This window comes from Bacillus cereus group sp. BfR-BA-01492 (assembly GCF_022662815.1).
Lineage (GTDB): Bacteria > Bacillota > Bacilli > Bacillales > Bacillaceae_G > Bacillus_A > Bacillus_A cereus_BD.
In genome coordinates this window covers 1-26,311 of the sequence record NZ_JAKUEH010000007.1, presented here as the reverse complement: position 1 = coordinate 26,311, position 26,311 = coordinate 1, and the positions used below count along the sequence as shown (strand labels likewise).

Here is a 26,311-nt window from a genome sequence, read left to right as displayed (position 1 = left end):
AAGGTAGCAATCAAAAAACACCCTTTCTAAATCGTCCTATTTAGAAAGGGTGTTTTTGTAGAAAGTCGAGGAACTGTTTACTTGTAAGTGGTTTACTAAAGTAATACCCTTGCATGTATCGGCAATTGTTAGCTTGCAAAAAGTTAAATTGTTTTTCCGTCTCAATCCCCTCTGCAACGACGGAAAGGTTTAATGTATTTGCAAGTGAAAGTATTGTAGAAATAATAGCTCTTTCTTCATCTCGATGATCGGCCAGTTGTGTAAATTCTCGTGGCACTTTTAATGTATCAATTGGGAAAAGGGATAAGTAAGCTAGAGAAGAGTAACCTGTGCCAAAGTCATCAATTGAAGTTTGAATGCCATGTTCTTTTAACTTTTTAAGCTTTAGTAATGTTTCTTTTTCATTTATCATGGCGATGCGTTCAGTTAATTCCAGTATGAGAAATCTCGGTTCTACTTGTACCTCCTTAAGTATATTTAAGATATTTTCGATTAAATTATCTTGTTGAAATTCTTTTGCTGATAAGTTAACACTTATTTTCAAATCAGTATAGCCAAGCTTATGCCAACGCTTTAATTGCTTGCATGATTCTTTTAACATCCAATGACCGAGCGGAATGATTTGAGGTGTTTCTTCGACAATCGGAATGAACTCACAAGGTGAGATATTACCTAGAATCGGATGATTCCAGCGGATTAAAGCTTCTGCGCCAACTATTTTTTTCGTTCTAATATCAACTTGTGGTTGATACGAAATAAAGAATTGGTTATTTGCTAGAGCAAGCGACAAATCTTTTTCAATTCGTGATTTACGCTCCATCTTTTCGTATAGCTCCTGTGTATAGATGGAACTTCCATTTTTTCCTTTGTTTTTCGTTTCATACATGGCCATGTCAGCATGCTGCAAAATTGACATCGGATCTTCACCGGCCTCTGGATAAATCGCAATACCAATACTCGACGAAATTTGTAAATGATGATTTTCAATTTGAAATGGTTCATTTAATGCGGTCAAAATACGATCTGCTAATGTTTGAACTTCAGCTGGTTGCTTAATATTTTCGATGAGGAGCGTAAATTCATCTCCGGCAAGCCGTGCAAGTTTTACATTCGGATTTGAAATTTGTTTCAGTCTTTTGGCTATAGCAATTAAAAGAAGGTCTCCAATTCGATGTCCAAGAGTGTCATTGATAATTTTGAAACGATCTAAATCAAGGAATAAAACAGCAAAAGGTTGTTTTGTTATTTTAGCTCGTATGATGGCATCTTCTAGTTGCTTGTGAAAGGCACGGCGGTTGGAAAGTTCAGTTAATGTGTCATGATATGCTAGGAAGTTAATTTGCTCTTGTTGCTGTTTGCTTTCTGTAATATCTTTAATCATTAAATAGACACCTGGAATATGTTCTTTTAAGATAATGGGAACAGCTGTAACATGCAAAAAATAAATATCTCTATTTTTATGATATGCTCGTATCTCTAACGAAATCGAGTTCCCTCGTTTCACATGATGAAACGCATCTATTATTTTTTTTAAGTCTTTCTCATATACAAGTGAGTAATAAGGCTGATTTAATAGTTCATTTGTTTGATAACCAAGCAATGTAATTCCAGCATTATTTACATTTAAGAAATTGCCGTGTAAATCCAATGTGAAAATAGGATCAGGATGGTGTTCATATAGAGATTCGAACATTTTTTTGCTTCGATATAACGCATCTTTTTGTTGCACTAAATCTTGTGTGCGTAACTCGATTTGTTCTTCTAAACGTTGGTTAAATCGCATCTGCGTTAGCAGTAGTCCTTTATTTTGTCTACGAACTAAAATATGGCGTATCAATACAAAGAAAAATGTAACAATAAGGCCTATTACTAATACGGGTGAAAAAGCATGCTCTATTAATACAAATATACTAAGTGCAATAACGGAGAGATAGGGTAGTGATAAATGAATTGCTTCACCGATTTGCGGTGTTAGTAATACTTGCTCAGTTTGCTCAGCTTCTTTTGTGTGCAGCACACAAGCGATAACAATTAGCATTAAAAAAGCTTGATATAAAGGCGCAATGATAAATCCAGAATGATTAGCTGTAAAATATTTCATATAAGCATAGATCGAATCAATACTTGCATAACCAATGACTGAAGTTGCTAAAAAGATGGAAACTTGTTTTGAAAGAAGTGACAGCGGTCGAAATAATAAGCTAATGCCTATTAGAAGAAATAATAAGTTTGCCATGGGATACATGAGTTGCACGATTATATTAAAGTAAGTGGTAGCGATAATATGGATAGCCTGCTCGATAAGAAGGTAATAGCTTAATGTAAATTGTGCAGTCACGACAATGCAAACATCACATATGATAAATAACTGTTCCCATATATTTCGCTCATAAAGTAATTCATATAAGAAGGCAGCTACAAAAATAACGAGAAATAATAAATAAAAAAAGTCGGACGGATCAATAAATATAGCAGAGTCATGTAAAATCAAACGTTGGTAGGCAACGATGATATCACCAATAAAATATAAAATGGAACCGAGTGTTAGTAGCATCCAAAATCGATAAGCATGACTACGTTTAATGGATGAAAAATAAAATAAGTAACTACAAATGATAATATCAATTAAAATCGTTGTTACCCATATCATGATTTGAAATATAAGAGAGTCTTTCGAGTAAATGAGTACCCCGATATAATGAATGCTAAGATAAATGAGTAAACTACTTATAAGAATCGTTACGTGTGTTTTTATCTTCATGGAATTCACCTACGGTATAGAAAATATAAATTATTTTATTATATGCTCTTTTATATAATTTGTATGGGATGAATATTGTTTTCATATTGTATCCCGTTATTTTAGGACAGTAAGACTCCTATCTCAAGATTCGGAGAGAAGCAGTCAAAGCCCACTGATTAAAGTTTCGCTTTATTGTACATATTTTATGCCAATAGTAAAAATAGTAAAGGAAAGATGCACATGTTTATAAAATGTGCATCTTATTTCATCCTCATTATTTATTGTAACGTACATGAGTTTGTAAAAATAAAAGAAAGTCCTCTGGAGTAAGGGGCTTGCTAAAATAGTATCCTTGTACGTAGTGACAATCATTTTGCTGTAAAAACTTTAATTGTTGTTTTGTTTCTACCCCTTCTGCAATAACAGACATATGCAAAGTATGAGATAAAGAAATAATCGTTGTAATAATCTCTTTTCCTTCCTTAGATTCATCAGCCATTAAAATAAATTCACGTGGAATTTTAAGCATATCAATTGGATATAAAGGCAAATAGGCTAGTGAGGAATAGCCTGTTCCAAAGTCATCGATTGATATATGTACACCGCTCTCTTTTAGCTTACGAAGTTTTTGCAATGTTTCTTTTTCATCCACCATGGCAATTCGTTCCGTTAATTCTAAATCTAGAAAATGTGGTGCTAATCCAGTTTCTTTTAGAATGGAAAGAACGGATGGGACAAAAAAATCTTGTTGAAACCCTTTAGCTGACACATTTACTCCAATTTTTAAGTAAGAATATCCAAGCGTTTGCCATTCCTTCATTTGCCTACAAGCTTTTTGTAATGCCCATTTTCCAATTTCAAGAATGTGCATACTTTCTTCGGCAATTGGAATAAATTCGTAAGGAGATACAATGCCTAATTCTGGATGATCCCAGCGAATGAGCGCTTCGGCACCAATTACTTCATAAGAACTACTGTCCACTTGCGGTTGATACAATAAGAAGAATTCTTCATTTTCGATTGCTTTTGGTAAATCTTTTTCTAAACGTAAACGTCTACCCGTTCGTTTTGATAACGACTCATCATAAAATGAAATGGCATGCTCCGTTTTCAGTTTTGCATCATGCATTGCTATATCTGCGTGTTGGAATAGTAAAGTAGCATCTGTTCCGGCTTCTGGATAAATTGCAATACCGATGCTAAGTGATAGATGGTAAGTATGGTTATGAACTTGCATAGGTTTTTTTACAGTATGAATTAGCTGGTTACACAAGTCTAATAATGATTCTTTGTCCGTAGCATGACGGATTAAAATGGTAAACTCATCTCCGCCAATTCTCGCCAGCGGAGTATCTTGAGGAATACAAGATTGTAGGCGAGTTGCAACTTCTCTTAGTACAATGTCTCCTGCCTTATGTCCCAGTGTATCGTTAATAAGATTAAAGCGGTCTATATCTATAAAAAGTAATGCGAATTTCCTATCATTTATTTTGGATTGTTTAATATAATCGTCTAATTTTCTTTGAAAGAAAGCACGATTTCCAAGAGTAGTTAAAGAGTCATGAAATGCTAAATAATGAATTTGTTCTTGTTGTCTTTTCATTTCCGTAATATCTTTCACGAGAATGTAAATACCAGTTACTTGCTCATTCAATATAATGGGGACGATTGTTAAGTGGAAAGAGTAAGATTGCCCGTTATAGTTAGCGAGTATTTCAAAAGAAGTCGATTCCTTCTCTTTTGCGTTTTGAATGGCAGCGGCAAGTTTAGGTTTGTCTCTGTCGATAATAACAGAGAACCAAGACTTTCCTAATAATTCACTAACAGGAACCTTTAACATCGTACTGCCTGCTTTATTCACATTTGAAACAATCCCATTTAAATCAATTGTAAAGATTGGATCAGGGTGATATTCATGTAACGATTGAAACTTTTGTTGTTTTCTATTTGCAATTTCGGTTTGTAACATTAAGTCACTTGTTCTTTGCTCTACCGTATTTTCTAATTGTTTATTAAATAATTGTAAAGTTTTCGTTAATCCTCTATTTTGCATTCTTGCAAGCACATGCCGAATCAGCGAAAAGATAAAAGTAATACAATTTCCTATAATTAAAGTTGAGGAAGCTGTGTTTTCTTTTAATGTAAAGCCAATTAAAATGGTAATCGCAAGATAAGGAAAGATAATAAGTAGTTGCTTTCCTAATACGGGATTCATAATAAAGTAAGATGTTCTGCTTGTAGTATCGCGAATAGCTGCAGCGATTGCAATACATAATAATAAAACTCGGTAAAGAGCTCGAAGGCTAACAAGGATATAACTTGGTAAATCATCTGCAAAAAAAGTGTATGTATAATCAATAAGTGCATACCCAATTAGTACAGTAATAAAAAGGTATAACTTTTTGTTTGATTGAAAAATGGTTGGATAGAAAAAGAAACTGATTCCAAGTAGTAGAAAGCATACATCTGTAATTGGAAAGAAAAATTTCATTACTGCATCTGCAAATGACAAGTCATAAATACGTATAGAAGGTTGATTAAATAAATACCACTCTAAGGTGAAAACAGCTGTCACAATGATGCATATGTCGCAAATGAGAAAGGCTTTTCCCCATTTATCACACTCTTTCATTAGTTTATAAAAGAATGCAGAGAGGAAGAAAATAGAAAAAAGCATAACGAATAGATCTGAAATATCAAATTCATCCATAGGAAGTTCAAAAGGATGATAAGTTCCTAATATATCTCCGATAGAAAAACAAAAAATCCCGATTAAGATTAATATCCAAAAAGGTCTAAACGTCTTTTTTTTGTATAGAATGGAATAACATAATGAAATAAGACCAATCACTTCAACAAATATGGAAGATAAGCGGATGTCAAGGTCAGTAATATAGTAACTGTCGGGAAAAACATAAATAGGTATGTAGTAGAAGCATACATAGGAGATTAATGCTCCGATAAGGATTGAAATATGCCAATCGTTCTGTTTGTCCAAAATAATCACCTTCATAAGCTTTAAATGAATGTTGCTTTACATGTATTCTAATAAAAACCTTGGTTTCTACTTTTAAGAAAAGTTTGAACGATTTATGGAATACATATACATACTATTTCATGTATCGACATAGGAATTTAAATTTTGTTATAATGAGAAAAATAGTCTAATTATTTAGAAAAATTTAAAAATAATAAAAAAAGAAGATGAAACATATTGTTTACTAAGTGAACTTGTTCTTCGTTCATGGGGGAGGGTTTCAAAGTGGAAAATGTATACGAAAATAGTTACATGATTATTGGTATTTTCTTGCTGCTAGGCATATTACTTCCGGTAGTGGCTCTGACATTAGGAAAGTTACTACGCCCACATAAACCAAGTGAGGCAAAGAAGACAACATATGAAAGTGGGATTGAACCGTATCATGATGCAAATATTCGCTTTCATGCTCGCTACTATATGTTTGCGTTACTATTCGTTATTTTTGATGTAGAAACGTTATTTTTATATCCGTGGGCAGTGGCATATGACAAGCTTGGATTGTTTGCGCTAATTGAAATGTTTATTTTTGCCGCTATGTTATTGATTGGATTAGTCTATGCTTGGAAAAAGAAGGTGTTACAATGGCTATAAATTTCGAAGAATTACACCCACAGGAGCGAGCGGAATTAGAAAGGAACATCTTTTTTACAACGTTAGAGCAGATAAAAGGGTGGGCGCGTAGCAATTCTTTATGGCCGATGACATTTGGACTGGCATGCTGTGCGATTGAGATGATGGGAGTAGGTTCCTCACATTACGATTTAGATCGATTTGGCTCTTTTTTCAGGACATCTCCAAGGCAGTCAGACGTCATGATTGTTTCTGGAACGGTGACGAAGAAAATGGCGCCGATTGTCCGGCGTTTATATGATCAAATGCCAGAACCAAAATGGGTTATTGCAATGGGATCTTGTGCAACTGCTGGTGGTCCTTACGTAAATTCATATGCTGTTGTAAAAGGCGTCGATCAAATTGTCCCTGTAGATGTATATATTCCAGGGTGCCCCCCTAACCCAGCTGCTTTAATTTATGGAATTAATAAATTAAAAGAGAAAATTCGTTACGAAGCAAAGACAGGAAAGCAGGTGACGAATAAATGAGCGATCCGAATAAAAAGTTAGAGGATATGAAACGAGAAGCGGCTAGGCGTGCAAAGGAAGAGGCACGAAAGCGTCTTGCTGCTAAGCATGAAGCAGAAATATCGAAAATAGAGGCGCGAGAACAAGGAAAAGAGAAAGCATTATCAAAAGATACTGAAGGAACAGAAGAGGAGAAAGAAAAAGCGAAGAAAAAAGCAGCCGCAGCAGCGAAAGCGAAGGCTGCGGCGTTAGCGAAGCAAAAGGCGAAGGAAGAAAGCGCGGCACATGGTGATGAAAAAGCGAAAGCGATCGCTGCCGCGAAGGCAAAGGCAGCGGCTGCTGCGCGAGCAAAGAGTGCTGTTAGTAAAAAGGAAGAAGAGAAAGTGCCGGAAGAACCGTCGGCGAATCAGCCATATGTAGAGGAATATGCGAAACTTATTAATGGAAAAATAGGGGAGCATGCATTGGTAGATTTCTATATTAATAGATTGTCTAAAGATGTTCCGACGCTTGTTATTTGCAAGGAGCATTATTATGAAGTAATGGAGTTGTTACGGAGTCATGAGCGCCTCGCTTTTCATTATATGTCAGAGTTACATGCAACGGATTTTGTTACACATATGGAAATATATGTACACCTATATTCATATGGAAAGAAACAATCAGTGGCGGTGAAGGTGAAAGTAGAAAGGGAGGCGCCGCAAGTGGCCTCGATTACACCGCTTTGGGAAGGGGCAAATTGGCCCGAACGTGAAGCTTATGATTTACTTGGAGTGATTTTTACTGGGCATCCTAATTTAACGCGTATTTTAATGCCAGATGACTGGGTGGGACATCCGCTCCGAAAAGACTATGAACCTTTTGATGTGGAGGTGTAGCGCAGATGATCCGTACAGAGGAAATGCTTTTAAATGTGGGGCCGCAGCACCCGAGTACTCATGGAGTGTTCCGACTTATTATTAAAATTGATGGAGAAATCATTAAAGAAGCTACGCCTGTCATCGGGTATTTGCACCGAGGAACAGAGAAAATCGCTGAGAGTTTACAATATACACAAATTATTCCGTATACAGATCGAATGGACTATTTATCTGCCATGACTAATAATTATGTCATTTGTCACGCAGTGGAGACAATGATGGGACTTGAGATTCCTGAGCGCGCTGAGTATTTGCGCGTTCTCGCAATGGAACTAGGCCGCGTTGCAAGCCATCTTGTTTGGTGGGGGACGAATCTTTTAGATATTGGTGCAGTGAGTCCATTTTTATATGCATTTCGGGAGCGAGAAATGGTGATTAATCTTCTAAATGAACTGTGCGGCGCAAGGCTGACGTTCAATTATATGCGCGTCGGCGGCGTGAAGTGGGATGCGCCGGACGGTTGGATTCAAAAGGTGCGAGAGTTTGTTCCTTATATGAGAGAGCAATTGAAAGGGTATCATGATCTTGTTAGTGGAAATGAAATATTTTTAAATCGTGTGAAAGGCGTTGGTATATATAGCGCGGAAGAAGCGATTTCCTATTCATTGAGTGGAGCAAATTTAAGATGTACAGGTGTGAAATGGGATATTCGGAAGGATGAACCGTATTCGATTTATAATCAGTTTGATTTTGATGTCCCTGTTGGAGAAGTAGGCGATGCTTGGGATCGGTATATGTGCCGCATGACGGAAATAGAAGAGTCACTCAAAATTATTGAGCAGGCGGCCGAGCAGTTTCCGAAAGAAGGAAGCGTCATGGCGAAAGTACCGAGAATTATTAAGGCTCCTAAGGGCGAGGCCTTCGTCCGTATTGAATCGCCGCGAGGAGAAATTGGCTGTTATATTGCGAGCGAAGGAAAGAAAGAGCCGTATCGTTTAAAGTTTCGCAGGCCATCTTTTTACAATCTACAAATCTTACCGAAGCTTTTGAAGGGAGAAAATATCGCCAATTTAATTACGATTTTAGGCGGTGTTGATATTGTGCTTGGGGAGGTTGATGGCTAATGGTTGAAAGGCTGCTAGAGTCATCTGCAAGTTGGTCGAATTTTTTTATTTTCTTTGGGTTAGCTGTGCTTCTATTATTTGCAGTCCTCGGTTTTGTTACATACGGGATTTTAGCAGAACGAAAGGTAATGGGATTTATGCAAGGGCGGGTCGGTCCAAACCAAGTCGGGGGACGCTTCGGATTATTACAAACGGTAGCGGATGTGCTCAAACTCCTCTTAAAAGAAGATAGTATTCCGAAAGCGGCCGATAAACCGTTATTTATATTGGCGCCGATCATCGCTTTTGCACCAGCCTTTATGGTACTGGCTGTTATTCCGTTTACATCTAGATTTCAGTTTGCTGATATCGGTGTTGGCCTTCTTTATTATATTGCTATTTCAGGAATTACAACGATTGGCGTTTTGACTGGCGGCTGGGCATCGAATAATAAATATTCTTTGCTCGGCGGGATGCGAGCGGCGGCGCAGATGATTTCCTATGAAATTCCTCTCGTTATGAGTGTAATCGGCATTGTCTTATTGACAGGTAGCCTGAATTTAAACGAAATCGTCGCATCGCAGGAAAAGGTTTGGTACATTTTTGCGCAGCCAATCGGCTTTATTATTTTTCTTATTGCGGCGGTTGCCGAACTCAATCGGACACCATTTGATTTACCTGAGGCAGAATCTGAACTTGTTTCTGGATATCATACGGAATACTCTGGATTCCGCTGGGCCTTCTTTATGCTTTCTGAGTATGTGTATCTCTTTGGAATGGCTTCTTTAATGACAGTACTCTTCCTAGGCGGCTGGAACCCGGTACTCTTTCTTGGCTTTATCCCAGGTGCTGTATGGTTTGCACTCAAATTTAGTGCGGTTGTCTTTTTATTCATTTGGTTCCGTGTTACATTCCCTCGTATGCGAGGGGATCAGTTAATGGAGTTTGGCTGGAAGGTACTATTACCGATTGCACTGGCTAATATCTTTTTAACGGCATTGATTAAGGAGTTGTTCTTCTAATCTGTGAGGGGGCGTTAGCAAGAGATGAAAGGGTTATTGAAAGGGTTGAAATATACGCTAATTAATTTGAGTAAGAAAAAGGTGACATATGATTATCCAAACCAACCATTGCCGCTGCCAGATCGATTTCGCGGCATTCAAAAATTCTATCCGGAAAAGTGTATTGTTTGTAATCAATGTGCCAATATTTGCCCCACTGATTGCATTCAGTTAACCGGAAAAAAACATCCAGATCCTACGAAAAAAGGGAAGATCATTGATACGTATGATATTAATTTTGAAATTTGTATTCTATGTGATTTATGCACGGAAGTGTGCCCGACAGAGGCTATTGTTATGACAAATAACTTTGAACTAGCGGAGTATACACGTGATGATTTATTTAAAAACTTGCAATGGTTAGATGAAAATGATGAAAACGTTAGAAAGGAGAATAAAGCATGACCGGTGAGCTGATTGCATTTTTTATACTATCTTTCACTGCGGTTATTGGCGGAGTGTTCATGCTGAATGTAACGAAAGTAATGCATATGATGCTTGCCCTTGTGTTCACATTTCTCAGCATTGCAGGTTTATACTTTCTTCTAGCAGCTGAATTTATAGGGGTAGCGCAAATTTTAATCTACTCCGGAGCTATTACCATTATTATGATCTTTGGCATTATGTTAACGCAGCATGATGCGGAGAATGAGTCAAGGATTAGTCTTCGCAAAATACTTGTTTTCCTCGCAGTTATATTATTTGGAATGGTGATGTACTTTGCAGTTCATAACATCGACTTTGCAAATCAAAATACACAGGAAATTTTACCTCTTCATGAACAAAATACACTTCAAATTGGTACCCTTTTGTATTCGAAATATGTAATTCCATTTGAATTAACATCAGTTATCTTACTTGTCGCGCTTGTTGGAGCGATTGTCCTTGCTAAGAAGGATGAAGAAAAGGGGGATTCTCATGAATAGTGTCCCAGCTTCGGCCTATTTAACTTTAGCAATTATTTTATTTTGCATCGGGCTATTCGGTGCTTTAACAAAACGGAATACGGTTATTGTTTTAGTCTGTATGGAACTGATGTTAAATGCCGCTAATTTAAACTTAGTTGCCTTTAGTAAGCTTGGTTTTTTTCCGAACTTAACAGGGCAAATCTTTTCGTTATTTACGATGTCTGTTGCGGCGGCAGAAGCAGCGGTTGGACTCGCAATTTTAATTGCACTATATCGCAATCGTACAACTGTTCATGTCGATGAGATGAATAAGTTGAAAGGTTAATTGTAACTGAAAAGGGGGAAGGAAACGATGATCGATTATGCATGGCTCATACCGCTTTTCCCGCTTGCTTCGTTTATATTACTCATTTTATTTGGGAGGAAATTAAAAGGAATTAGCAGCCTCCTTGGCAGCCTTTTCACATTTCTTTCATTAGTGGGTGCGGTAATTGTCTTATTAGAACGCTTTTCCTCAGACAATGTCAAGCACACTTGGTTATGGCTAAAGGCTGGGAGTGTTGACATTTCATTTGGATTTGAGGTTAATGCATTGAATGCGCTAATGCTCTTTATTGTGACTACTGTCAGTTTTCTTGTACATGTGTATGCAAAAGGATATATGCAAGGCGACGAACGCTTGCCGGTCTTTTATGCGTATCTCGGATTATTTACATTTGCGATGCTCGGGCTTGTCATTTCAACAAATCTATTGCAACTTTACGTGTTTTGGGAGCTTGTTGGTCTCGGTTCCTTTTTATTAATTGGATTTTACTTTTTTAAAGAAGAGGCAAAAGCAGCTGCTAAAAAAGCTTTTATTATGACGCGCATTGGCGATGCTTGCTTATTTATCGGGATGATTCTTCTTTTTTGGCAAGCGGGTAGTTTTGATTATGATGTTATTTTTAAAGCGGTACAAACGGAGGCAATTTCTCCTTCTATCATTACGCTTACAGCGCTTTTCATATTTATTGGTGCCGTGGGGAAGTCGGGACAATTTCCATTGCATACGTGGCTACCGGATGCAATGGAAGGGCCTACACCAGTTTCAGCACTTATTCATGCGGCGACGATGGTCGCGGCCGGCGTCTATTTAGTTGCGGCGATGTTTCCGCTTTTCGTAGCCAGCTCTGTAGCTATGCAGACCGTAGCAATTGTGGGAGGATTTACGGCGATTTTTGCGGCGTCCATTGCGCTTGTACAAACTGATATAAAACGCATTCTAGCGTATTCTACAGTGAGTCAGCTCGGTTATATGATGCTTGCGCTTGGTTCGGCGGGATATGTCGCTAGTATCTTTCATTTAACGACACACGCCTTTTTTAAGGCACTCCTGTTCTTGGCGGCTGGCAGTGTCATTCATGCGGTGCATACACAAAACATTCATGAGATGGGCGGCTTACAAAAGAAGATGAAAGTTACAGGAGTACTCTTTTTAGTCGGTACATTTGCAATTAGTGGCGTTCCGTTTTTTTCAGGATTTTTTAGTAAAGACGAAATTTTAATGGCAACGTGGATGCACGGCAATTATGTTTTATTTGTCCTCGCCATTTTAGCAGCGTTCTTAACGTCCGTTTATATGTTCCGTTTGTACTTTCTTGTCTTTACCGGAGAAGAGAGAGCAAAGAGGGAAGTACATGAATCTCCGCGGATTATGACATTGCCGATGACTGCTCTTGGGGTATTCGCTGTTGCGATAGGATACATTCATACACCTTGGTTCGGAACATTTCTTGGAGATTGGCTCATAAAGGATGTTTCCTTTCAAGTAGAGCACGGACACGGACCTGCTTGGATTATGGCCATAGCAACGCTCGTCTCTTTTGGAGGAATCCTCCTTGCCTATTTGATGTATAGCAAGTGCTCCCTTTCTAAAGACTGGGCTGAGGGAGAAGGGACAATTCTATCTCATCTACTTATAAAAAAATATTATATAGATGAAATATATCAGGTGACGGTGTTGCCGATTGTAAAAGGTATTGCTTATGCACTTCACTTTTTTGAAGTATGTATCGTGGAGGGAATTGCAAAGCTCATCCAAAGCCTCGTTAAAGGGGGAAGTTACGGAGGATCAAAACTTCAAAACGGTAATGTACAAGTGTACGGAACGGTGACTGCTATTTCTTTAGCTGCATTGGTTGTCATTTTGTTATATACAGGGGGGTATTGGCAATGAGTGCTTTCTTATTATCTTTCTTCATTTTCTCCCCACTTCTTAGTGTCTTCTTACTCTTATTTATACCAAAAACAAAAGTACGTGCATTGCGCAGGATTGGCTTATTTGGCACGATGCTTCCGCTTGGAACAGCAATTTTTTTCGCCTGCACATATGCTTCTGGGAAGAATTTAGCCATTTTTTCAGAAAAGGTAAAATGGATTCAATTCGGCAACTTTCCTGAATTAGACAAAAACTTATTTGTCATTGACTATGAACTCGGAATGGATGGTTTTTCCCTTGTAATGATGATGTTAGCTTCACTGTTAGTCATGCTTGCGGCGCTGACAGCTTTTTCAATTCAGCATCATGTGAAGGCTTTTTACATGCTGTTATTAACGCTTGAAATCGGAGTGCTTGGTGTTTTCGCGGCGGAAAACCTATTTTTATTCTTTATTTTCTTCGAGATTACATTACCGCCGATGTTTTTGCTAATTGGAAAATGGGGGAAGTTGTCGAGCGAACAGGCATCGTATCGCTATTTAATATATAACGGAATTGGCTCAGCGATTTTACTCATTATTTTCTCCATTTTGTTTGCTAAAACAGGCACAACAAATTTTGAAGCGTTGAAAACGATTTTAGCAGGGACGGATTCATCATTTTTTAGCGGGATATCTCATTCGCTCCAGCTCAGCATATTTATCGCACTGATGATTGCGTTTAGTATTAAGTTACCGGTATTTCCAATGCACCGATGGATGGTGAATGTACACGTGGAAGCACATCCGGCAGTTGTGATGATACATGCGGGTGTGCTGCTAAAAATTGGGGCGTACGGTATGATTCGTTTTGGAAAAGGGTTATTTCCAGAGCAATTTCAAAGCTTTGCTACTATCTTGGCTATTTTAGGCGTAGTAAATTTTTTATACGGCGCTTTCCTTGCCTTCATTCAAACCGACTTCCGAAAGGTGCTGGCCTATTCTAGTATTTCGCATATGGGAATTGTGTTAATTGGACTTGCAGCACTGAATGCAGCAGGTGTACAAGGGGCGCTCTTTCAAGTCGTGTCGCACGGTTTAATTGCCGCGCTACTCTTTTTCTTACTTGGCGTAATTGAAGAACGATTTGGTACGTCGCACATTACGAAGCTTGGGGGCCTTGCTAAACAAGTTCCGATGCTCAGCGGATGTTTATTGGCAGGAAGCATGGCTTCGCTTGGATTGCCAGGAATGTCTGGATTTGTAAGCGAATTTCTTGCTTTTCTCGGTCTATTCCAAGAGAAGCCAATTGTAGCCGCCGTTGGGGTGCTTGGCATTGTATTAACAGCCGCATATGTTTTAAGAGCAACTTTACAAGTAACGTTTGGAAAACGAGAAGTAGAAGAACAGTCAGATATGCGTGGATGGGAGTACATTCCGGTTCTGTTGCTACTTGCGTGTATTATAACGATCGGTGTATTACCGGATGTATTAGGAGAACCACTTCAAGATACATTAAAAACATTGGGGGTGAGATAGGATGGATATGGAGGTGTTGTTTCAGTTACCGTGGCATCTTATGATTCCGGAGTTTATTCTTCTTGGCGGAGCCATTCTTCTCTCTCTTCTTGATTTGTTTTTTAAGGTGAATCAAAAGTACGTATCATTTGGAGCTGTTCTCACCGCTGGTTTCTCCCTTTTTGCACTCATTATGCTCTATGATGAACCAGCAGGAACCATTTTGGACGGTTCCTTCGTGTTAGATGGCTTTTCGAAAGGATTTAAAACATTACTCTTAGTGGGGGCAATCCTCGTTTTATGTATCGCGATAAGCGACGATAAAAAAGAGCCAATTCCATATAAAGGAGAATATTACTACTTACTTCTCATGGCGGTACTTGGTGCGATGTTTATGGCATCTAGCGTCGATTTTATTACACTCTTTATCAGTTTAGAGCTACTTTCCCTTTCGTCATATATTTTAGTTGGGATTCGAAAGAAAAGGCGTGCTTCCAATGAAGCTGCGATGAAATATGTGATTAATGGAGGGATTGCATCAGCTATTACGTTGTTTGGAATGAGTTATGTATATGGTATTACGGGATCAACAAACATAGTGGAAATGCAGCGTGTTCTTGCTGGAGGTGTGGCAGGTAGTATTCAACTCTTATTAGCGCTTGCCTTCTTATTAATGTTCGTCGGATTATCATTTAAAATTGCAACGGCACCATTTCATATGTGGGCACCGGATGTATACGAAGGGGCGCCGACACCAGTAACAGCGTTTCTCGGAACAGTTTCTAAAATTGCTGGATTCATTATGATTGTACGGCTATTCTTGATGACATTTGGAAGCGTCACGATCCAAGGGAAGGAAGAAACACTGTTTCATTATATGAGTGTCTATATTGCTGTTTTAGCAGGGATTACGATGATTATTGGTAACGTGATTGCATTAAAGCAACATAATATAAAGAGGTTATTTGCTTACTCAGGAATTGCTCATGCTGGTTATTTACTCGTTCCGCTAGTGGCGCTATCCCCTTTTACAATGGACAGCATGTGGTTTTATATACTTGCCTATTTATTGATGAATGCCGGGGCGTTTGCGATTATTCACGCATTAATCTTACAAAGTGAAAATGAAAATATAAATGTTTTCTCTGGTTTGTACAAACGTTCTCCATTCCTAGCGTTGATGATGACAATTTTCATTTTATCTTTAGCAGGTATTCCAGGAACAGCCGGTTTTATTGGGAAAGTAAATATTTTCTTAGGAGCATTTGTGATAGAGCCGTCCTATTACGTACTCGCATCTGTAATGATGGGAACAACGGTTATTTCCTATATATATTATTTCCGAATTTTACAGCAAATATTTTTCCGGAAAGGAAATGAAGAGGACAGCGTGCACATTCCGATAAATGTAAAAGCCGTAGTTTGCTTTTGCGCACTCGCAACTGTCATGCTCGGAGTTTTACCAGAAATTAGCTACAATTTCTTTCATGACTATTTTCCGCTTATGAAGGATTTCTTCTTTACAGGGAACATGGTACAATAGTGGAAATAAAAAGTGTAGAGTGATTACTCTACACTTTTTATTTGCGTGCAAACGCGCACGTAGAAACATGATTTCTCGTGTTTTGAAGGTTATGGCGTCTATGTATGCGAGAAAAAGTATGATGGCTTCCAGCGTTAAGATTGCGCTGCACATCTTAATCATGAAAGCCGGTCAAAAAGGGGTCGATTTTTTTGGCGCAACTTTTAGGGCAACAAGCACTGATTGCAATGGTGTCGCATTTATTGTTTATTACCATTACATGGTGGGCTTTGCAAGGAATTCATATCGAACGCCTAATGAAATCTGGAAAAGTACTGCAAACAAGAATCTTACTTATTCTTGTTACAATTGCAATTGGTACGTCTGTAAGTAACTTCTTTCTTGATTATTTAGGGTATTCGAAGAGTTTAACGTATTTGGTCAAGTAAGGGTATAGAACCTCATATCTCCGTTAAGAATGGGGATAGGAGGGGATGAAACTTGAAGAGTCTAAAAACAATTCTTATCGTTGTCGGAATCATGGTCGTATTCTTAGTTGGATATAAAGGGGTTAAACCGATAAACGATGAAGAGAAAATGGAGAGTATGATCGCCGCTCTTGAAAAGAATGGAGCAAAAGTGGAGCGATGGTCATGGTTAGCGCGGGAGACGAAAACAATCTCTAACATACATACGTTTCAAAAATTGTTAAACGATGTAAAGGAAAAAGCAAATGTTCAGAAGTGGGAATTAGAACAATCTCACGATGGATATAAAGTAACGGCATATAAAAAATTTTCTTCTTATGAAGAACGAATAGTAGTCACTTGGAGTAAGGAAAATAATAAAGAAAACACTTTCATTATCTTTGAAGTAAGCGGGGAAAAATGGGATCCAAAAAACATTCGAAAAATGGATACAATTTTTAGTACAAAACCTATAATTTACACTTGTGTTAAGGGTGTACTGAATGATAAGATTGAAGGTGTTTTGCAAAATAAAACCAACCAGGTTTTAAAAGATCTTTCAGCAAGAGCGATCGAAAAAATAGAAGAAAGAGCATTTGTGTCAGTCTCCGCATATAATAAAAAGTGGAATGACGCTCTTTCAACAAATAGAGAGAAAATAAATGTGCAAATAGCAATACGTTCTACAGACAACAAAGATACAATTGTGGTTGGCACACCGATCATAACTTCTGAGTATTGAATGAATAGATATTGAAAAAAGGACACGGAGGGGAATAAATTGGAAAAAATCATCGTCCGTGGCGGAAAGCGGTTGAACGGCACAGTGCGTGTTGAGGGCGCGAAAAATGCTGTATTACCTATAATCGCTGCAGCCCTATTAGCGAGTGATGGAAAGAATGTACTATCTGAAGTACCAGTTTTGTCTGACGTATACACAATCAATGAGGTATTACGTCATTTAAATGCTGAAGTCGTATTTGAAAATAACCAAGTAACAATCGATGCTTCAAAAGAGTTAAAAATTGAAGCGCCGTTTGAATATGTACGTAAAATGCGTGCATCTGTCCAAGTAATGGGGCCATTATTAGCACGTAACGGTCGCGCTCGCATTGCTCTGCCTGGCGGATGTGCAATCGGTTCACGTCCAATTGACCAACATTTAAAAGGCTTCGAAGCAATGGGAGCAAAAGTAAAAGTTGGTAATGGATTCGTTGAGGCATACGTAGAGGGAGAACTAAAAGGTGCAAAAATTTACTTAGACTTCCCAAGCGTAGGTGCAACAGAAAATATTATGTCTGCTGCTGCATTAGCAAAAGGGACAACAATCATTGAAAACGCTGCGAAAGAACCGGAAATTGTTGACTTAGCGAACTTCTTAAATGCAATGGGTGCTAAAGTACGCGGAGCTGGAACGGGAACCATTCGCATTGAAGGCGTTGATAAATTATATGGTACGCACCACTCTATTATTCCTGACCGTATTGAAGCGGGAACATTTATGGTTGCAGCAGCAATTACAGGTGGTAACATCTTAATTGAAAATGCAGTACCAGAACATCTACGCTCTGTTACGGCGAAAATGGAAGAGATGGGTGTAAAAGTGATTGAGGAAAATGAAGGATTACGTGTTATCGGGCCAGACAAATTAAAAGCCGTTGACATTAAAACAATGCCTCACCCAGGCTTCCCAACAGATATGCAATCACAAATGATGGCATTATTATTACAAGCTGACGGAACAAGTATGATTACCGAGACGGTATTTGAGAACCGCTTCATGCATGTTGAAGAATTCCGTCGTATGAACGCGGATATTAAAATTGAAGGTCGCTCTGTTATTATGAACGGACCGAATAATTTACAAGGTGCAGAAGTATCAGCAACTGACTTGCGTGCAGCAGCTGCGTTAATTCTAGCTGGTTTAGTAGCAGAAGGTCACACTCGTGTAACCGAACTAAAACATCTAGATCGTGGGTATGTAAACTTCCATAAGAAACTAGCTGCACTAGGTGCAACGATTGAACGTATCAATGAAAACATGGAAGAAGTGAAAGAACAAGAAGTTTCTGACCTTCATGCATAATGATGAAAATAGTCCCTATGTCTCATGACTGGGGGCTATTTTTTTGTTCTATTACTGTTATAGTCAATAATTCCGTGACTTATGCCTGTTTTGCTTAAAAATTTAGAAAATTTAAAGAGTAAAATGGAAAGTAAGACTTGTTCTAAAAATCTCCCATTCCCCATAAAAATAAAATGAATCTAATTTTATAGCGGGGGAAAAAGATGAAAATTTCAAAGCCACTTTTCATTACAATGGCGCTCTTAATAGCGCTCGTTATTATTGTGCCAGCCATGCTTGTCATTCCATATGCAAAAACGAAAGTAAGTCAGTCGTTTAAAAATCCTCCAGTCGTTCAAAATGTGCCAGCTCCCCAGAAGGTAAATACTGCTGTTCAAGTGTCAGTATATCGCGATGCCAAAAAAAGTATCGAACAGTTACCACTAGAAGAATATGTTACAGGCGTTGTAGCATCTGAAATGAATGCGAGCTTCGAGTTAGAGGCGTTAAAAGCACAGGCACTAGCAGCTAGAACATTTATCGTACAGCGTATGTTAAGCGGTACGAAGAAACAGAATGCAGATGTGACAGACACGGTGAATGATCAAGTGTACAAAAGTAAAGAAGAATTAAAGAAAATATGGGGTAAGGACTATGATAAAAATTTTAAAAAAATTGAAGAAGCTGTATCGAAAACGGCCGGACAAGTTTTAACGTATGAAGGTAACCCGATTACAGCGTCCTTCTTCTCCACAAGTAATGGACGCACGGAAAATGCTGCGGATTATTGGGGAAATGACTACCCGTACTTAAAGAGTGTAGACAGTCCATGGGATCAAGCTTCGCCGAAATTTACGAGTGAACAAACATTTACTGTAGCTGACTTTCAAAAGCGCCTTGGGGTAAAGGTGCTGGAAAATGGAAAAGTCGGTCATATTCAAGAGCGTACAGAAGGAAAACGTGTAAAAGGTGTCGAGTTTCAAGGGAAAGTATTAACAGGGAAAGAAGTGCGAACAAAGCTTGGCTTACGCTCCTCTGATTTTACATGGAAACAACAGGGGAATCATATTGTCGTCACAACGAAAGGATACGGGCATGGCGTTGGCATGAGTCAATATGGTGCCAATGGAATGGCAAAAGAGGGAAAAGGGTATACAGAGATTGTTGCGCATTATTATAAAGGAATCGAAATTAAAACGTTGAATGACTATGAAGGCAAGTTAATGGCAAAAAATTAGGTGACAAGGGATTCATCATATGTGAGTGTCGCTCGTTTAAAAATAGATCGGTGATTCGAAACAAAAAGGAGTTCATTTACATGAGCTCCTTTTTGTGATGGAAAAAATATCATAATTTTCCATGGGGTGTTTGATATAATAAGATAAAAAAATCATCTGGAGGAGAAAAGATGGCGTTACTCAAGTTAAAACAACTAGGGAAGACAAATCAGTTACCGGTTATAGATATGAGCGTTGAAAAAGGGCAATGCGTTGTACTGCAATGTAATAATCATACCGCTAAAGTATTGCACCGCATTATCATTGGAGAAGAAGAGGCCTCTTCCGGAATGGTATTATTTGAAGAAGAACCAATTCGTAAAAGTGCATATTCCCGCATTGGATTTTGCTTTTTAAAAGATGAAGCATATAACCGTTTGAAAGTAAAAGAATATCTTTCCTTTTTGTCCGGGTTGTATGACTCAAATATGAGCATAGGAGAAGTTGTACAATGCGTTGGGCTAGTCGATAAGTTGGATACAAAGATAGAGAAGCTATCATTTTCTGAAAAGCGTCGTCTTCATATTGGTAGAGTGATGATTCATAATCCAGATTTAATTATTTTAGAAGAACCAGAGCAAAATGTAGATATTGAAAGTACAATTATCATTCGCAAGGCAATTATGAAGATGAAAGAGAATGGAAAAGCCATTTTTATTACATCATCCTTTTTATCTGATGCACTATCCTTAACGGAGGATGTCTACATATTAAATCAAGAAGGTGTAAAAAAGATTGAATTTGAACAGGAAGAAGCAGAAGAGAAAGAGGAAGAAAAAGGCATTCAAATGATTCCGCAAATGAAATTAGAAAGAATTCCAGCAAAAGTGAATGACAAAATTATTTTGTTGGATCCGATGGAGATTCATTTTATTGAAACGCAAAGTGGCACAACTCATATTCATGTTCATGAAGGGGATTTTATATGTACATTAACATTAAGTGAGTTAGAAAATAGATTAAAAGGATTCGGTTTCTTTCGATGTCACCGATCGTACCTTGTGAACTTACAACGTGTAAGAGAAGTCATCACTTGGACGCGAAATAGTTTCAGTTTAATTTTAGATGATGAGCGCAAAAGTTCCATTCCGCTTTCAAAAGGAAGAATGGATGAATTGAAAGATGTCATTGGACTATAAATGATGCTCTAGTAGAGCCGAAATGGGATGCATTCACCGGTAAAAATACTCCTTTTACCGGTATTTTACTGCGTAAACCCTTTGTTTTTCATATGATTAGGTCAGAAACAGCGAACGCAGCAAGCTGAGGCGAAATGATCTATAAAAGAAAAACAAAGGGGATGACGAAATGACATTGGCAATTGAAATGAAAGATGTAATGAAAACCTTTGACAAAAAAACAGCACTTCGAAATGTCAATATTGAAGTAAAACAAGGAGAAATTTTCGGTTTCCTTGGACCAAGTGGATCAGGGAAAACCACGACAGTGAAAATTTTAACGTCTCAGTTACTCCATAGTGTTGGAACAGTGAGAGTATTAGGGGCGGATATTACAGGGCCAAGCAGCATCGACTATAAGCGAATGGGTATTTTAACAGATAATAGCGGCTTATATGAAAGACTTAGCATTTATGATAATTTACTATTATTTTGTGACTTATACGATTGTAAAAGGGAACGAATTGATGAAGTACTCACGCAAGTGAACTTAATAGAAGATAAAAAAACACAAGTTAAGAAGTTATCAAAAGGGATGAAGCAGCGTGTCACATTAGCGAGAGCTATTCTTCATAAACCGGACATCCTCTTCTTAGATGAACCAACATCAGCACTTGATCCAGGAAACGTCCAAAACATTCATCATATCTTAAAAGACTTAAATAAAGAGGGGACAACAATTTTCTTAACAACGCACAACATGCATGAAGCAGAAACGCTTTGTGACCGCATTGCCTTCTTATGCGGCGGGGAAATTGTGGCGCTTGATACGCCCGAAAACCTTCGCTTACAATATGCGAAAGATAAAATTGAAGTTGTATTAAAAGATAAGAAAAAAGAAACGGTACAAAAAGATGAATTAGGTGCAAAACGTATTTCGGAATGGATGAAAAAAGGGGAATTGCTATCCATTCATTCCTATGAACCAACTTTAGGAGAGATTTTTATTGAAGTAACTGGGAGGGATTTAGCATGACATTTTCAAGTAAACGATTTTCAGCTATTTTACGTAAAGAGGTGCAAGATTTAAAAAATAATGCACAAATTTTACTGATGGCCATTATGCCACTAGGATTAGCGCTTTTCTATAAACAACTGGGAGGCGGTAAGGAATTTATGGGCGGAATTGTTGTTGTTATGGTTATGAGCATGGTCACAACAGTTTCACAAGCTACTTTAATTGCAGAAGAAAAAGAAAAACATACATTGCGCGTACTCATGCTCTCGCCTGCATCTCCCCTTGAAATCATTGCTGGTAAATCATTGCCTATCGTCATTTTTAGTATCTTGTTAAATATGATAAGCTTAGTGTTATTAAATGCTTTGCAAGGAAGTATCTTCTTGCTGTTAATGATTTTTATAATCGGAACGTTATTATTCATGGTTTTTGGATCTCTAATTGGTTTACTATCGAAAAATTTAGTACAAGTTTCTGTAATGGCAACACCTATTTCGATGATTTTATTTGTGGCGCCGTTTTTAAATGAAATGATTAAGAACGAAATCTTAAAAAAGATAACAGCGTATTTACCGACGACGCATATTTTGGAAGCCATTGTAAGTGTAATAGAGGGAAAAGGTTTCTCAGCTATTCAATTAAACGTATTCCATATGGCGATCTGGTTAATCATAACTGTCATCGCTTTTCTCGTTATTTATAAAAAGAAACAATTAGACTAAAAACTGAGCCAAACTGCTCAGTTTTTTCTTTTTTCATCATTTCCTCGGAAATTTTGCAAATGCTATACATATTTTTACAGATTTTGTCGAAAAATAATTTGTTATAGGTTGTATAGGATGAAGGAATCTTGTTCAAAATGATTGCTGAGGTGATGATAGAATGCGAGGAAGGAATAATAAAAAGTCGCGAAAAGTAGTTCATTTATTTCAAAAACGTTGGGTATTTCCGGCAATATACATTGCTTGTGCGGCAGTCATTTTGTCAGTTGCTCTATGGTTTCAGGCAGCAAATCCAAAGAAAGCGCCAAATCATGAGGGAGCAACGCCGTATAATCAAGCAGAAGATCCAGGAATTCCAGTAACGAAGTCTTCTGAAGTTGTGAAAATGCCGGCTGCAGCAAATGCAGAAGTAGTAGTACAGAAGAAGTTTTATGAGGACGGAGCATCGGAGAAAGAGCAAGAACAAGCACTAGTCTTTTATAACAACACATATTCTCCAAACAAAGGAATGGATATCGCAGCCAAGAATGGGAAAGAGTTCGATGTGACCGCAGCTTTGAGCGGCACAGTAACAAAGGCGGAAAAAGACTCATTACTTGGTTATGTTGTAACAGTGGATAATGGAAATGGTGTTACAACATATTATCAAAGCTTAGGTAGTGTAAAAGTAGAAAAAGGTGCAAAGGTTGCACAAGGTGAAGTATTAGGAAAATCCGGCCTAAGTGCGATGAATAAAGAAGCAGGTTCTCATGTTCACTTTGAAGTACGTAAAAATAGTGTGGCTGTTAACCCAGAGAGCTACTTAAATAAATCTGTAGCGGACATTAAAGCAGAAGCAGGCGAAACGAAAGCAACAAGCGGTGCTGCGAATAAAACTGAGGATAAACAGCAAAGCAAAGATAAGTCTACAAGCGGCACGTCTGAAGAAAAAGGTAAAACAGAAAATAAATCCACAAATAGCCAGCCTGAAGAGAAAGGGCAAAAAGAGGATAAATCTACAAATAGCAACCTGGAAGACAAGCAGCAAAAAGAAGAAAAATCAACAAATGATTCTACACAATCATCTAGCAATTCTTCTACACAAGAATAATACAATAAAAAATCAATCCGACTTTCGAGGGTTGATTTTTTTATTTTTATATACAAGTAACTAATTGTAAGGAAAGAATGGCAAGAACAAGGAAAAATAACGGTATTCTCGAATATATATGTCTAAAAGGAGGAGATTACTCTGTCATTTGCATTTGTTCTGACGAGTGTCATGATTTTATTGTTCGTTTTATTCACTTTATATTATTACATTACGAGCAAGAAGGAAGTTCCCCACCATCAATTATTAGAAGAAGAATATGATCATGAAGAATGACGCTCTTTTTTTAGGAGTGTCATTTTTTGAACGAGAAAATTGTCATTGTTAACGTATTTCTCACACAAATTTGTAATTTTTCTTCACTTAGTCCGCAAAAATAGTGAACATGTAGCATATATCAGTAATGCGGGCAATACAATGGTATAAACCAAAGCAAAGAGAGTGTTTGAGGTGAGAAATCGTGAAGCATTTCATTATAAATCCTAGAATATTTAACGCTTACAAACAGCACTCGAATTTACTTCTTAGTCGTATGCAGCGAGTCTCATTTCACGCTTCTCACATCCAATTTAGGGAGGCGAGTGGTGTGCACGATTACATCAAAGAGAGAACTATCAAGATTGGTAAGTATATCGTGGAGACAAGAAAGACAGTGCGTGTAATCGCAAAGGAGTTTGGGGTATCAAAAAGCACAGTCCATAAAGATTTAACAGAGCGTCTGCCAGAAATTAATCCAGAGCTCGCAAATGAAGTAAAGGAAATTCTTGATTATCATAAGTCAATTCGTCATTTACGTGGAGGAGAAGCAACAAAACAGAAATATAGAAAAGAAGATACAGAAAAAACCGTGCAACAATAAAAGCTTATAAAGCAAACATTCCTTATGCATTTCTTCATAATTTTAAGAAGAATTCTTTTTGCGAATATTACGTTTCTGTTAAATTTATGATAAAATCAGAAATTAGGTGTAAAAGAATTCGGGTGCAACCTGACTTTGAATATTGAGGAGGAAAACATAGGAATGTTTGCGAGAGATATCGGAATTGACCTAGGAACGGCTAACGTATTAATTCATGTAAAAGGTAAGGGTATTGTATTAAATGAACCATCAGTTGTGGCAATTGATCGTAATACAGGAAAAGTATTAGCGGTGGGTGAAGAAGCAAGAAGTATGGTAGGACGTACACCTGGTAATATTGTAGCGATTCGTCCGCTGAAAGATGGTGTAATTGCAGATTTTGACATTACAGAAGCAATGTTAAAACATTTTATTAACAAATTGGACGTAAAGAGCTTCTTTTCAAAACCTCGCATTTTAATTTGTTGTCCAACAAATATCACATCTGTAGAACAAAAAGCAATTCGTGAAGCTGCTGAACGTTCAGGTGGAAAAACAGTCTTTTTAGAAGAAGAACCAAAAGTAGCTGCTGTCGGTGCTGGTATGGAAATCTTCCAGCCAAGCGGAAACATGGTTGTTGATATTGGTGGAGGTACAACAGATATTGCCGTACTTTCAATGGGTGATATTGTTACCTCTTCCTCTATCAAAATGGCTGGTGACAAGTTTGATATGGAGATTCTAAACTATATTAAACGTAAGTATAAACTATTAATTGGGGAACGTACATCAGAAGACATTAAGATCAAAGTTGGTACAGTATTCCCAGGTGCACGTAGCGAAGAACTTGAAATTCGTGGACGTGATATGGTAACAGGCTTACCACGTACAATTACAGTATGTTCAGAAGAAATTACAGAAGCATTAAAAGAAAACGCAGCAATCATTGTGCAAGCAGCAAAAGGTGTATTAGAGCGTACTCCACCAGAATTATCTGCAGACATCATTGACCGCGGTGTAATCTTAACAGGTGGCGGAGCTTTATTACACGGCATTGACATGCTTCTTGCTGAAGAATTAAAAGTACCAGTATTAATCGCTGAAAACCCAATGCATTGCGTTGCTGTTGGTACAGGTATTATGTTAGAAAATATTGATAAATTACCGAAGCGTGCGTTGAAATAAGTGAGGATACGTTGGGAAATAGACAGTAATCTTATAACACTAACATATTAGAAAGTTTATTGAGAGCATGAGTTTGTTATCTTAACGAACTCGTGCTCTTTAGTTTTGCCTAAAATTATTTAAATACAGAATTTGGGTCTATAATCCTGAAAATGTATTGAGAAATTTGGTTGTTATAACAACTATTTTTAAGAAGGATAGTGCGGATAATTTTGTAAAACATAATGATACTTTCCTATACTATAATGTTATTCTTAAACCAATTGTAGAAGTGATAATCTGTTTGCTAAATAAATCTAAGACTGATAATACATATAAAGTGAGAATTGGTAAATTAATTAGTTATCTTTTAGAATATCAAATTATAATCCAATATATTTGTATCAAGTACGTTTACCTTCTCTTTATTAGTGGATTTGAGTCAATATTTTGGACACAAAAAAGTTAAATCTAAGCTACCTTTTTAGCTAGATCTTCTATTGCTTGAGGAGTTTTATAACCAATGCTACTATGAATTCGTTT

The 26,311-nt window shown here is 37.6% G+C and carries 24 protein-coding genes; 22 read left to right on the top strand and 2 right to left on the bottom strand.

The window, feature by feature from the left end:
* Window positions 1-40 precede the first annotated feature (40 nt).
* Entirely contained in the window at window positions 41-2,761 is a 2,721-nt protein-coding gene (locus MR063_RS10655) for a putative bifunctional diguanylate cyclase/phosphodiesterase (RefSeq protein ID WP_242197469.1), read from the bottom strand.
* Window positions 2,762-3,017: 256 nt separating this feature from the next.
* A complete protein-coding gene (locus MR063_RS10650) occupies window positions 3,018-5,756 on the bottom strand; it encodes a sensor domain-containing protein (protein ID WP_242197466.1) in 2,739 nt (912 codons plus the stop codon).
* 249 nt (window positions 5,757-6,005) lie between these two features.
* Between MR063_RS10650 and MR063_RS10645 the strand changes: the two genes are divergently transcribed.
* The 22 genes from MR063_RS10645 (at window position 6,006) to mreB (ending at window position 25,789) form a co-directional block, all read left to right on the top strand.
* The gene (locus tag MR063_RS10645) at window positions 6,006-6,374 is read left to right on the top strand and encodes an NADH-quinone oxidoreductase subunit A (RefSeq protein WP_242197463.1); all 369 of its coding nucleotides are present in this window, start codon (window positions 6,006-6,008) and stop codon (window positions 6,372-6,374) included.
* On the top strand, window positions 6,365-6,883 hold the full coding sequence (nuoB, locus tag MR063_RS10640) for an NADH-quinone oxidoreductase subunit NuoB (protein WP_087095607.1): 519 nt from the start codon (window positions 6,365-6,367) through the stop codon (window positions 6,881-6,883). The genes MR063_RS10645 and nuoB overlap by 10 nt, the downstream gene beginning before the upstream one ends.
* Window positions 6,880-7,740 (top strand): NADH-quinone oxidoreductase subunit C, encoded by an 861-nt coding sequence (locus MR063_RS10635; RefSeq protein ID WP_242197460.1) that lies wholly within the window; start codon window positions 6,880-6,882, stop codon window positions 7,738-7,740. Before nuoB ends, MR063_RS10635 begins: the two co-directional genes overlap by 4 nt.
* Window positions 7,741-7,745: 5 nt before the next feature.
* A complete protein-coding gene (gene nuoD / locus MR063_RS10630) occupies window positions 7,746-8,846 on the top strand; it encodes an NADH-quinone oxidoreductase subunit NuoD (RefSeq protein WP_242144817.1) in 1,101 nt (366 codons plus the stop codon).
* Complete coding sequence (gene nuoH, locus MR063_RS10625; protein ID WP_242197457.1) at window positions 8,846-9,847, top strand: NADH-quinone oxidoreductase subunit NuoH; 1,002 nt, start codon at window positions 8,846-8,848, stop codon at window positions 9,845-9,847. Before nuoD ends, nuoH begins: the two co-directional genes overlap by 1 nt.
* 24 nt (window positions 9,848-9,871) lie before the next feature.
* The gene (nuoI, locus tag MR063_RS10620; RefSeq protein ID WP_242197454.1) at window positions 9,872-10,291 is read left to right on the top strand and encodes an NADH-quinone oxidoreductase subunit NuoI; all 420 of its coding nucleotides are present in this window, start codon (window positions 9,872-9,874) and stop codon (window positions 10,289-10,291) included.
* Window positions 10,288-10,812, top strand: coding sequence for an NADH-quinone oxidoreductase subunit J (locus MR063_RS10615; RefSeq protein WP_242197451.1), 525 nt, complete (start codon window positions 10,288-10,290; stop codon window positions 10,810-10,812). Before nuoI ends, MR063_RS10615 begins: the two co-directional genes overlap by 4 nt.
* On the top strand, window positions 10,805-11,119 hold the full coding sequence (nuoK, locus tag MR063_RS10610) for an NADH-quinone oxidoreductase subunit NuoK (RefSeq protein WP_242197448.1): 315 nt from the start codon (window positions 10,805-10,807) through the stop codon (window positions 11,117-11,119). The genes MR063_RS10615 and nuoK overlap by 8 nt, the downstream gene beginning before the upstream one ends.
* 27 nt (window positions 11,120-11,146) lie before the next feature.
* Window positions 11,147-13,009 (top strand): NADH-quinone oxidoreductase subunit L, encoded by a 1,863-nt coding sequence (gene nuoL / locus MR063_RS10605; protein WP_242197445.1) that lies wholly within the window; start codon window positions 11,147-11,149, stop codon window positions 13,007-13,009.
* Window positions 13,006-14,508 (top strand): NADH-quinone oxidoreductase subunit M, encoded by a 1,503-nt coding sequence (locus MR063_RS10600; RefSeq protein WP_242197442.1) that lies wholly within the window; start codon window positions 13,006-13,008, stop codon window positions 14,506-14,508. The genes nuoL and MR063_RS10600 overlap by 4 nt, the downstream gene beginning before the upstream one ends.
* 7 nt (window positions 14,509-14,515) lie before the next feature.
* The gene (nuoN, locus tag MR063_RS10595) at window positions 14,516-16,030 is read left to right on the top strand and encodes an NADH-quinone oxidoreductase subunit NuoN (RefSeq protein WP_396021833.1); all 1,515 of its coding nucleotides are present in this window, start codon (window positions 14,516-14,518) and stop codon (window positions 16,028-16,030) included.
* A gap of 191 nt (window positions 16,031-16,221) precedes the next feature.
* Window positions 16,222-16,458 (top strand): DUF1146 family protein, encoded by a 237-nt coding sequence (locus tag MR063_RS10590; protein WP_242197436.1) that lies wholly within the window; start codon window positions 16,222-16,224, stop codon window positions 16,456-16,458.
* A gap of 91 nt (window positions 16,459-16,549) precedes the next feature.
* The gene (locus tag MR063_RS10585) at window positions 16,550-17,218 is read left to right on the top strand and encodes a YwmB family TATA-box binding protein (RefSeq protein WP_242197827.1); all 669 of its coding nucleotides are present in this window, start codon (window positions 16,550-16,552) and stop codon (window positions 17,216-17,218) included.
* A 39-nt stretch (window positions 17,219-17,257) separates the two neighbouring features.
* Window positions 17,258-18,562, top strand: coding sequence for a UDP-N-acetylglucosamine 1-carboxyvinyltransferase (gene murA / locus MR063_RS10580; protein WP_242144826.1), 1,305 nt, complete (start codon window positions 17,258-17,260; stop codon window positions 18,560-18,562).
* A 203-nt stretch (window positions 18,563-18,765) separates the two neighbouring features.
* Window positions 18,766-19,779 carry a stage II sporulation protein D gene (spoIID, locus tag MR063_RS10575; protein ID WP_242197433.1) on the top strand — a complete coding sequence of 338 codons (1,014 nt, stop codon included), beginning with the start codon at window positions 18,766-18,768 and terminating at the stop codon, window positions 19,777-19,779.
* A 170-nt stretch (window positions 19,780-19,949) separates the two neighbouring features.
* On the top strand, window positions 19,950-20,957 hold the full coding sequence (locus MR063_RS10570; protein ID WP_242197430.1) for a LytTR family transcriptional regulator DNA-binding domain-containing protein: 1,008 nt from the start codon (window positions 19,950-19,952) through the stop codon (window positions 20,955-20,957).
* A gap of 169 nt (window positions 20,958-21,126) precedes the next feature.
* Window positions 21,127-21,972, top strand: coding sequence for an ABC transporter ATP-binding protein (locus MR063_RS10565; protein WP_242197427.1), 846 nt, complete (start codon window positions 21,127-21,129; stop codon window positions 21,970-21,972).
* The gene (locus MR063_RS10560) at window positions 21,969-22,676 is read left to right on the top strand and encodes an ABC transporter permease (RefSeq protein WP_242197424.1); all 708 of its coding nucleotides are present in this window, start codon (window positions 21,969-21,971) and stop codon (window positions 22,674-22,676) included. The genes MR063_RS10565 and MR063_RS10560 overlap by 4 nt, the downstream gene beginning before the upstream one ends.
* Window positions 22,677-22,836: 160 nt before the next feature.
* A complete protein-coding gene (locus tag MR063_RS10555) occupies window positions 22,837-23,766 on the top strand; it encodes a stage II sporulation protein SpoIIQ (protein WP_242197421.1) in 930 nt (309 codons plus the stop codon).
* A 141-nt stretch (window positions 23,767-23,907) separates the two neighbouring features.
* On the top strand, window positions 23,908-24,042 hold the full coding sequence (locus MR063_RS10550) for an ABC transporter ATP-binding protein (RefSeq protein WP_242144962.1): 135 nt from the start codon (window positions 23,908-23,910) through the stop codon (window positions 24,040-24,042).
* 310 nt (window positions 24,043-24,352) lie between these two features.
* Window positions 24,353-24,625: a sporulation transcriptional regulator SpoIIID gene (spoIIID, locus tag MR063_RS10545; RefSeq protein WP_140388451.1), complete on the top strand. Its 273-nt coding sequence runs from the start codon at window positions 24,353-24,355 to the stop codon at window positions 24,623-24,625.
* A 162-nt stretch (window positions 24,626-24,787) separates the two neighbouring features.
* Window positions 24,788-25,789: a rod shape-determining protein gene (gene mreB / locus MR063_RS10540; RefSeq protein WP_012096246.1), complete on the top strand. Its 1,002-nt coding sequence runs from the start codon at window positions 24,788-24,790 to the stop codon at window positions 25,787-25,789.
* Window positions 25,790-26,311: the final 522 nt, after the last annotated feature.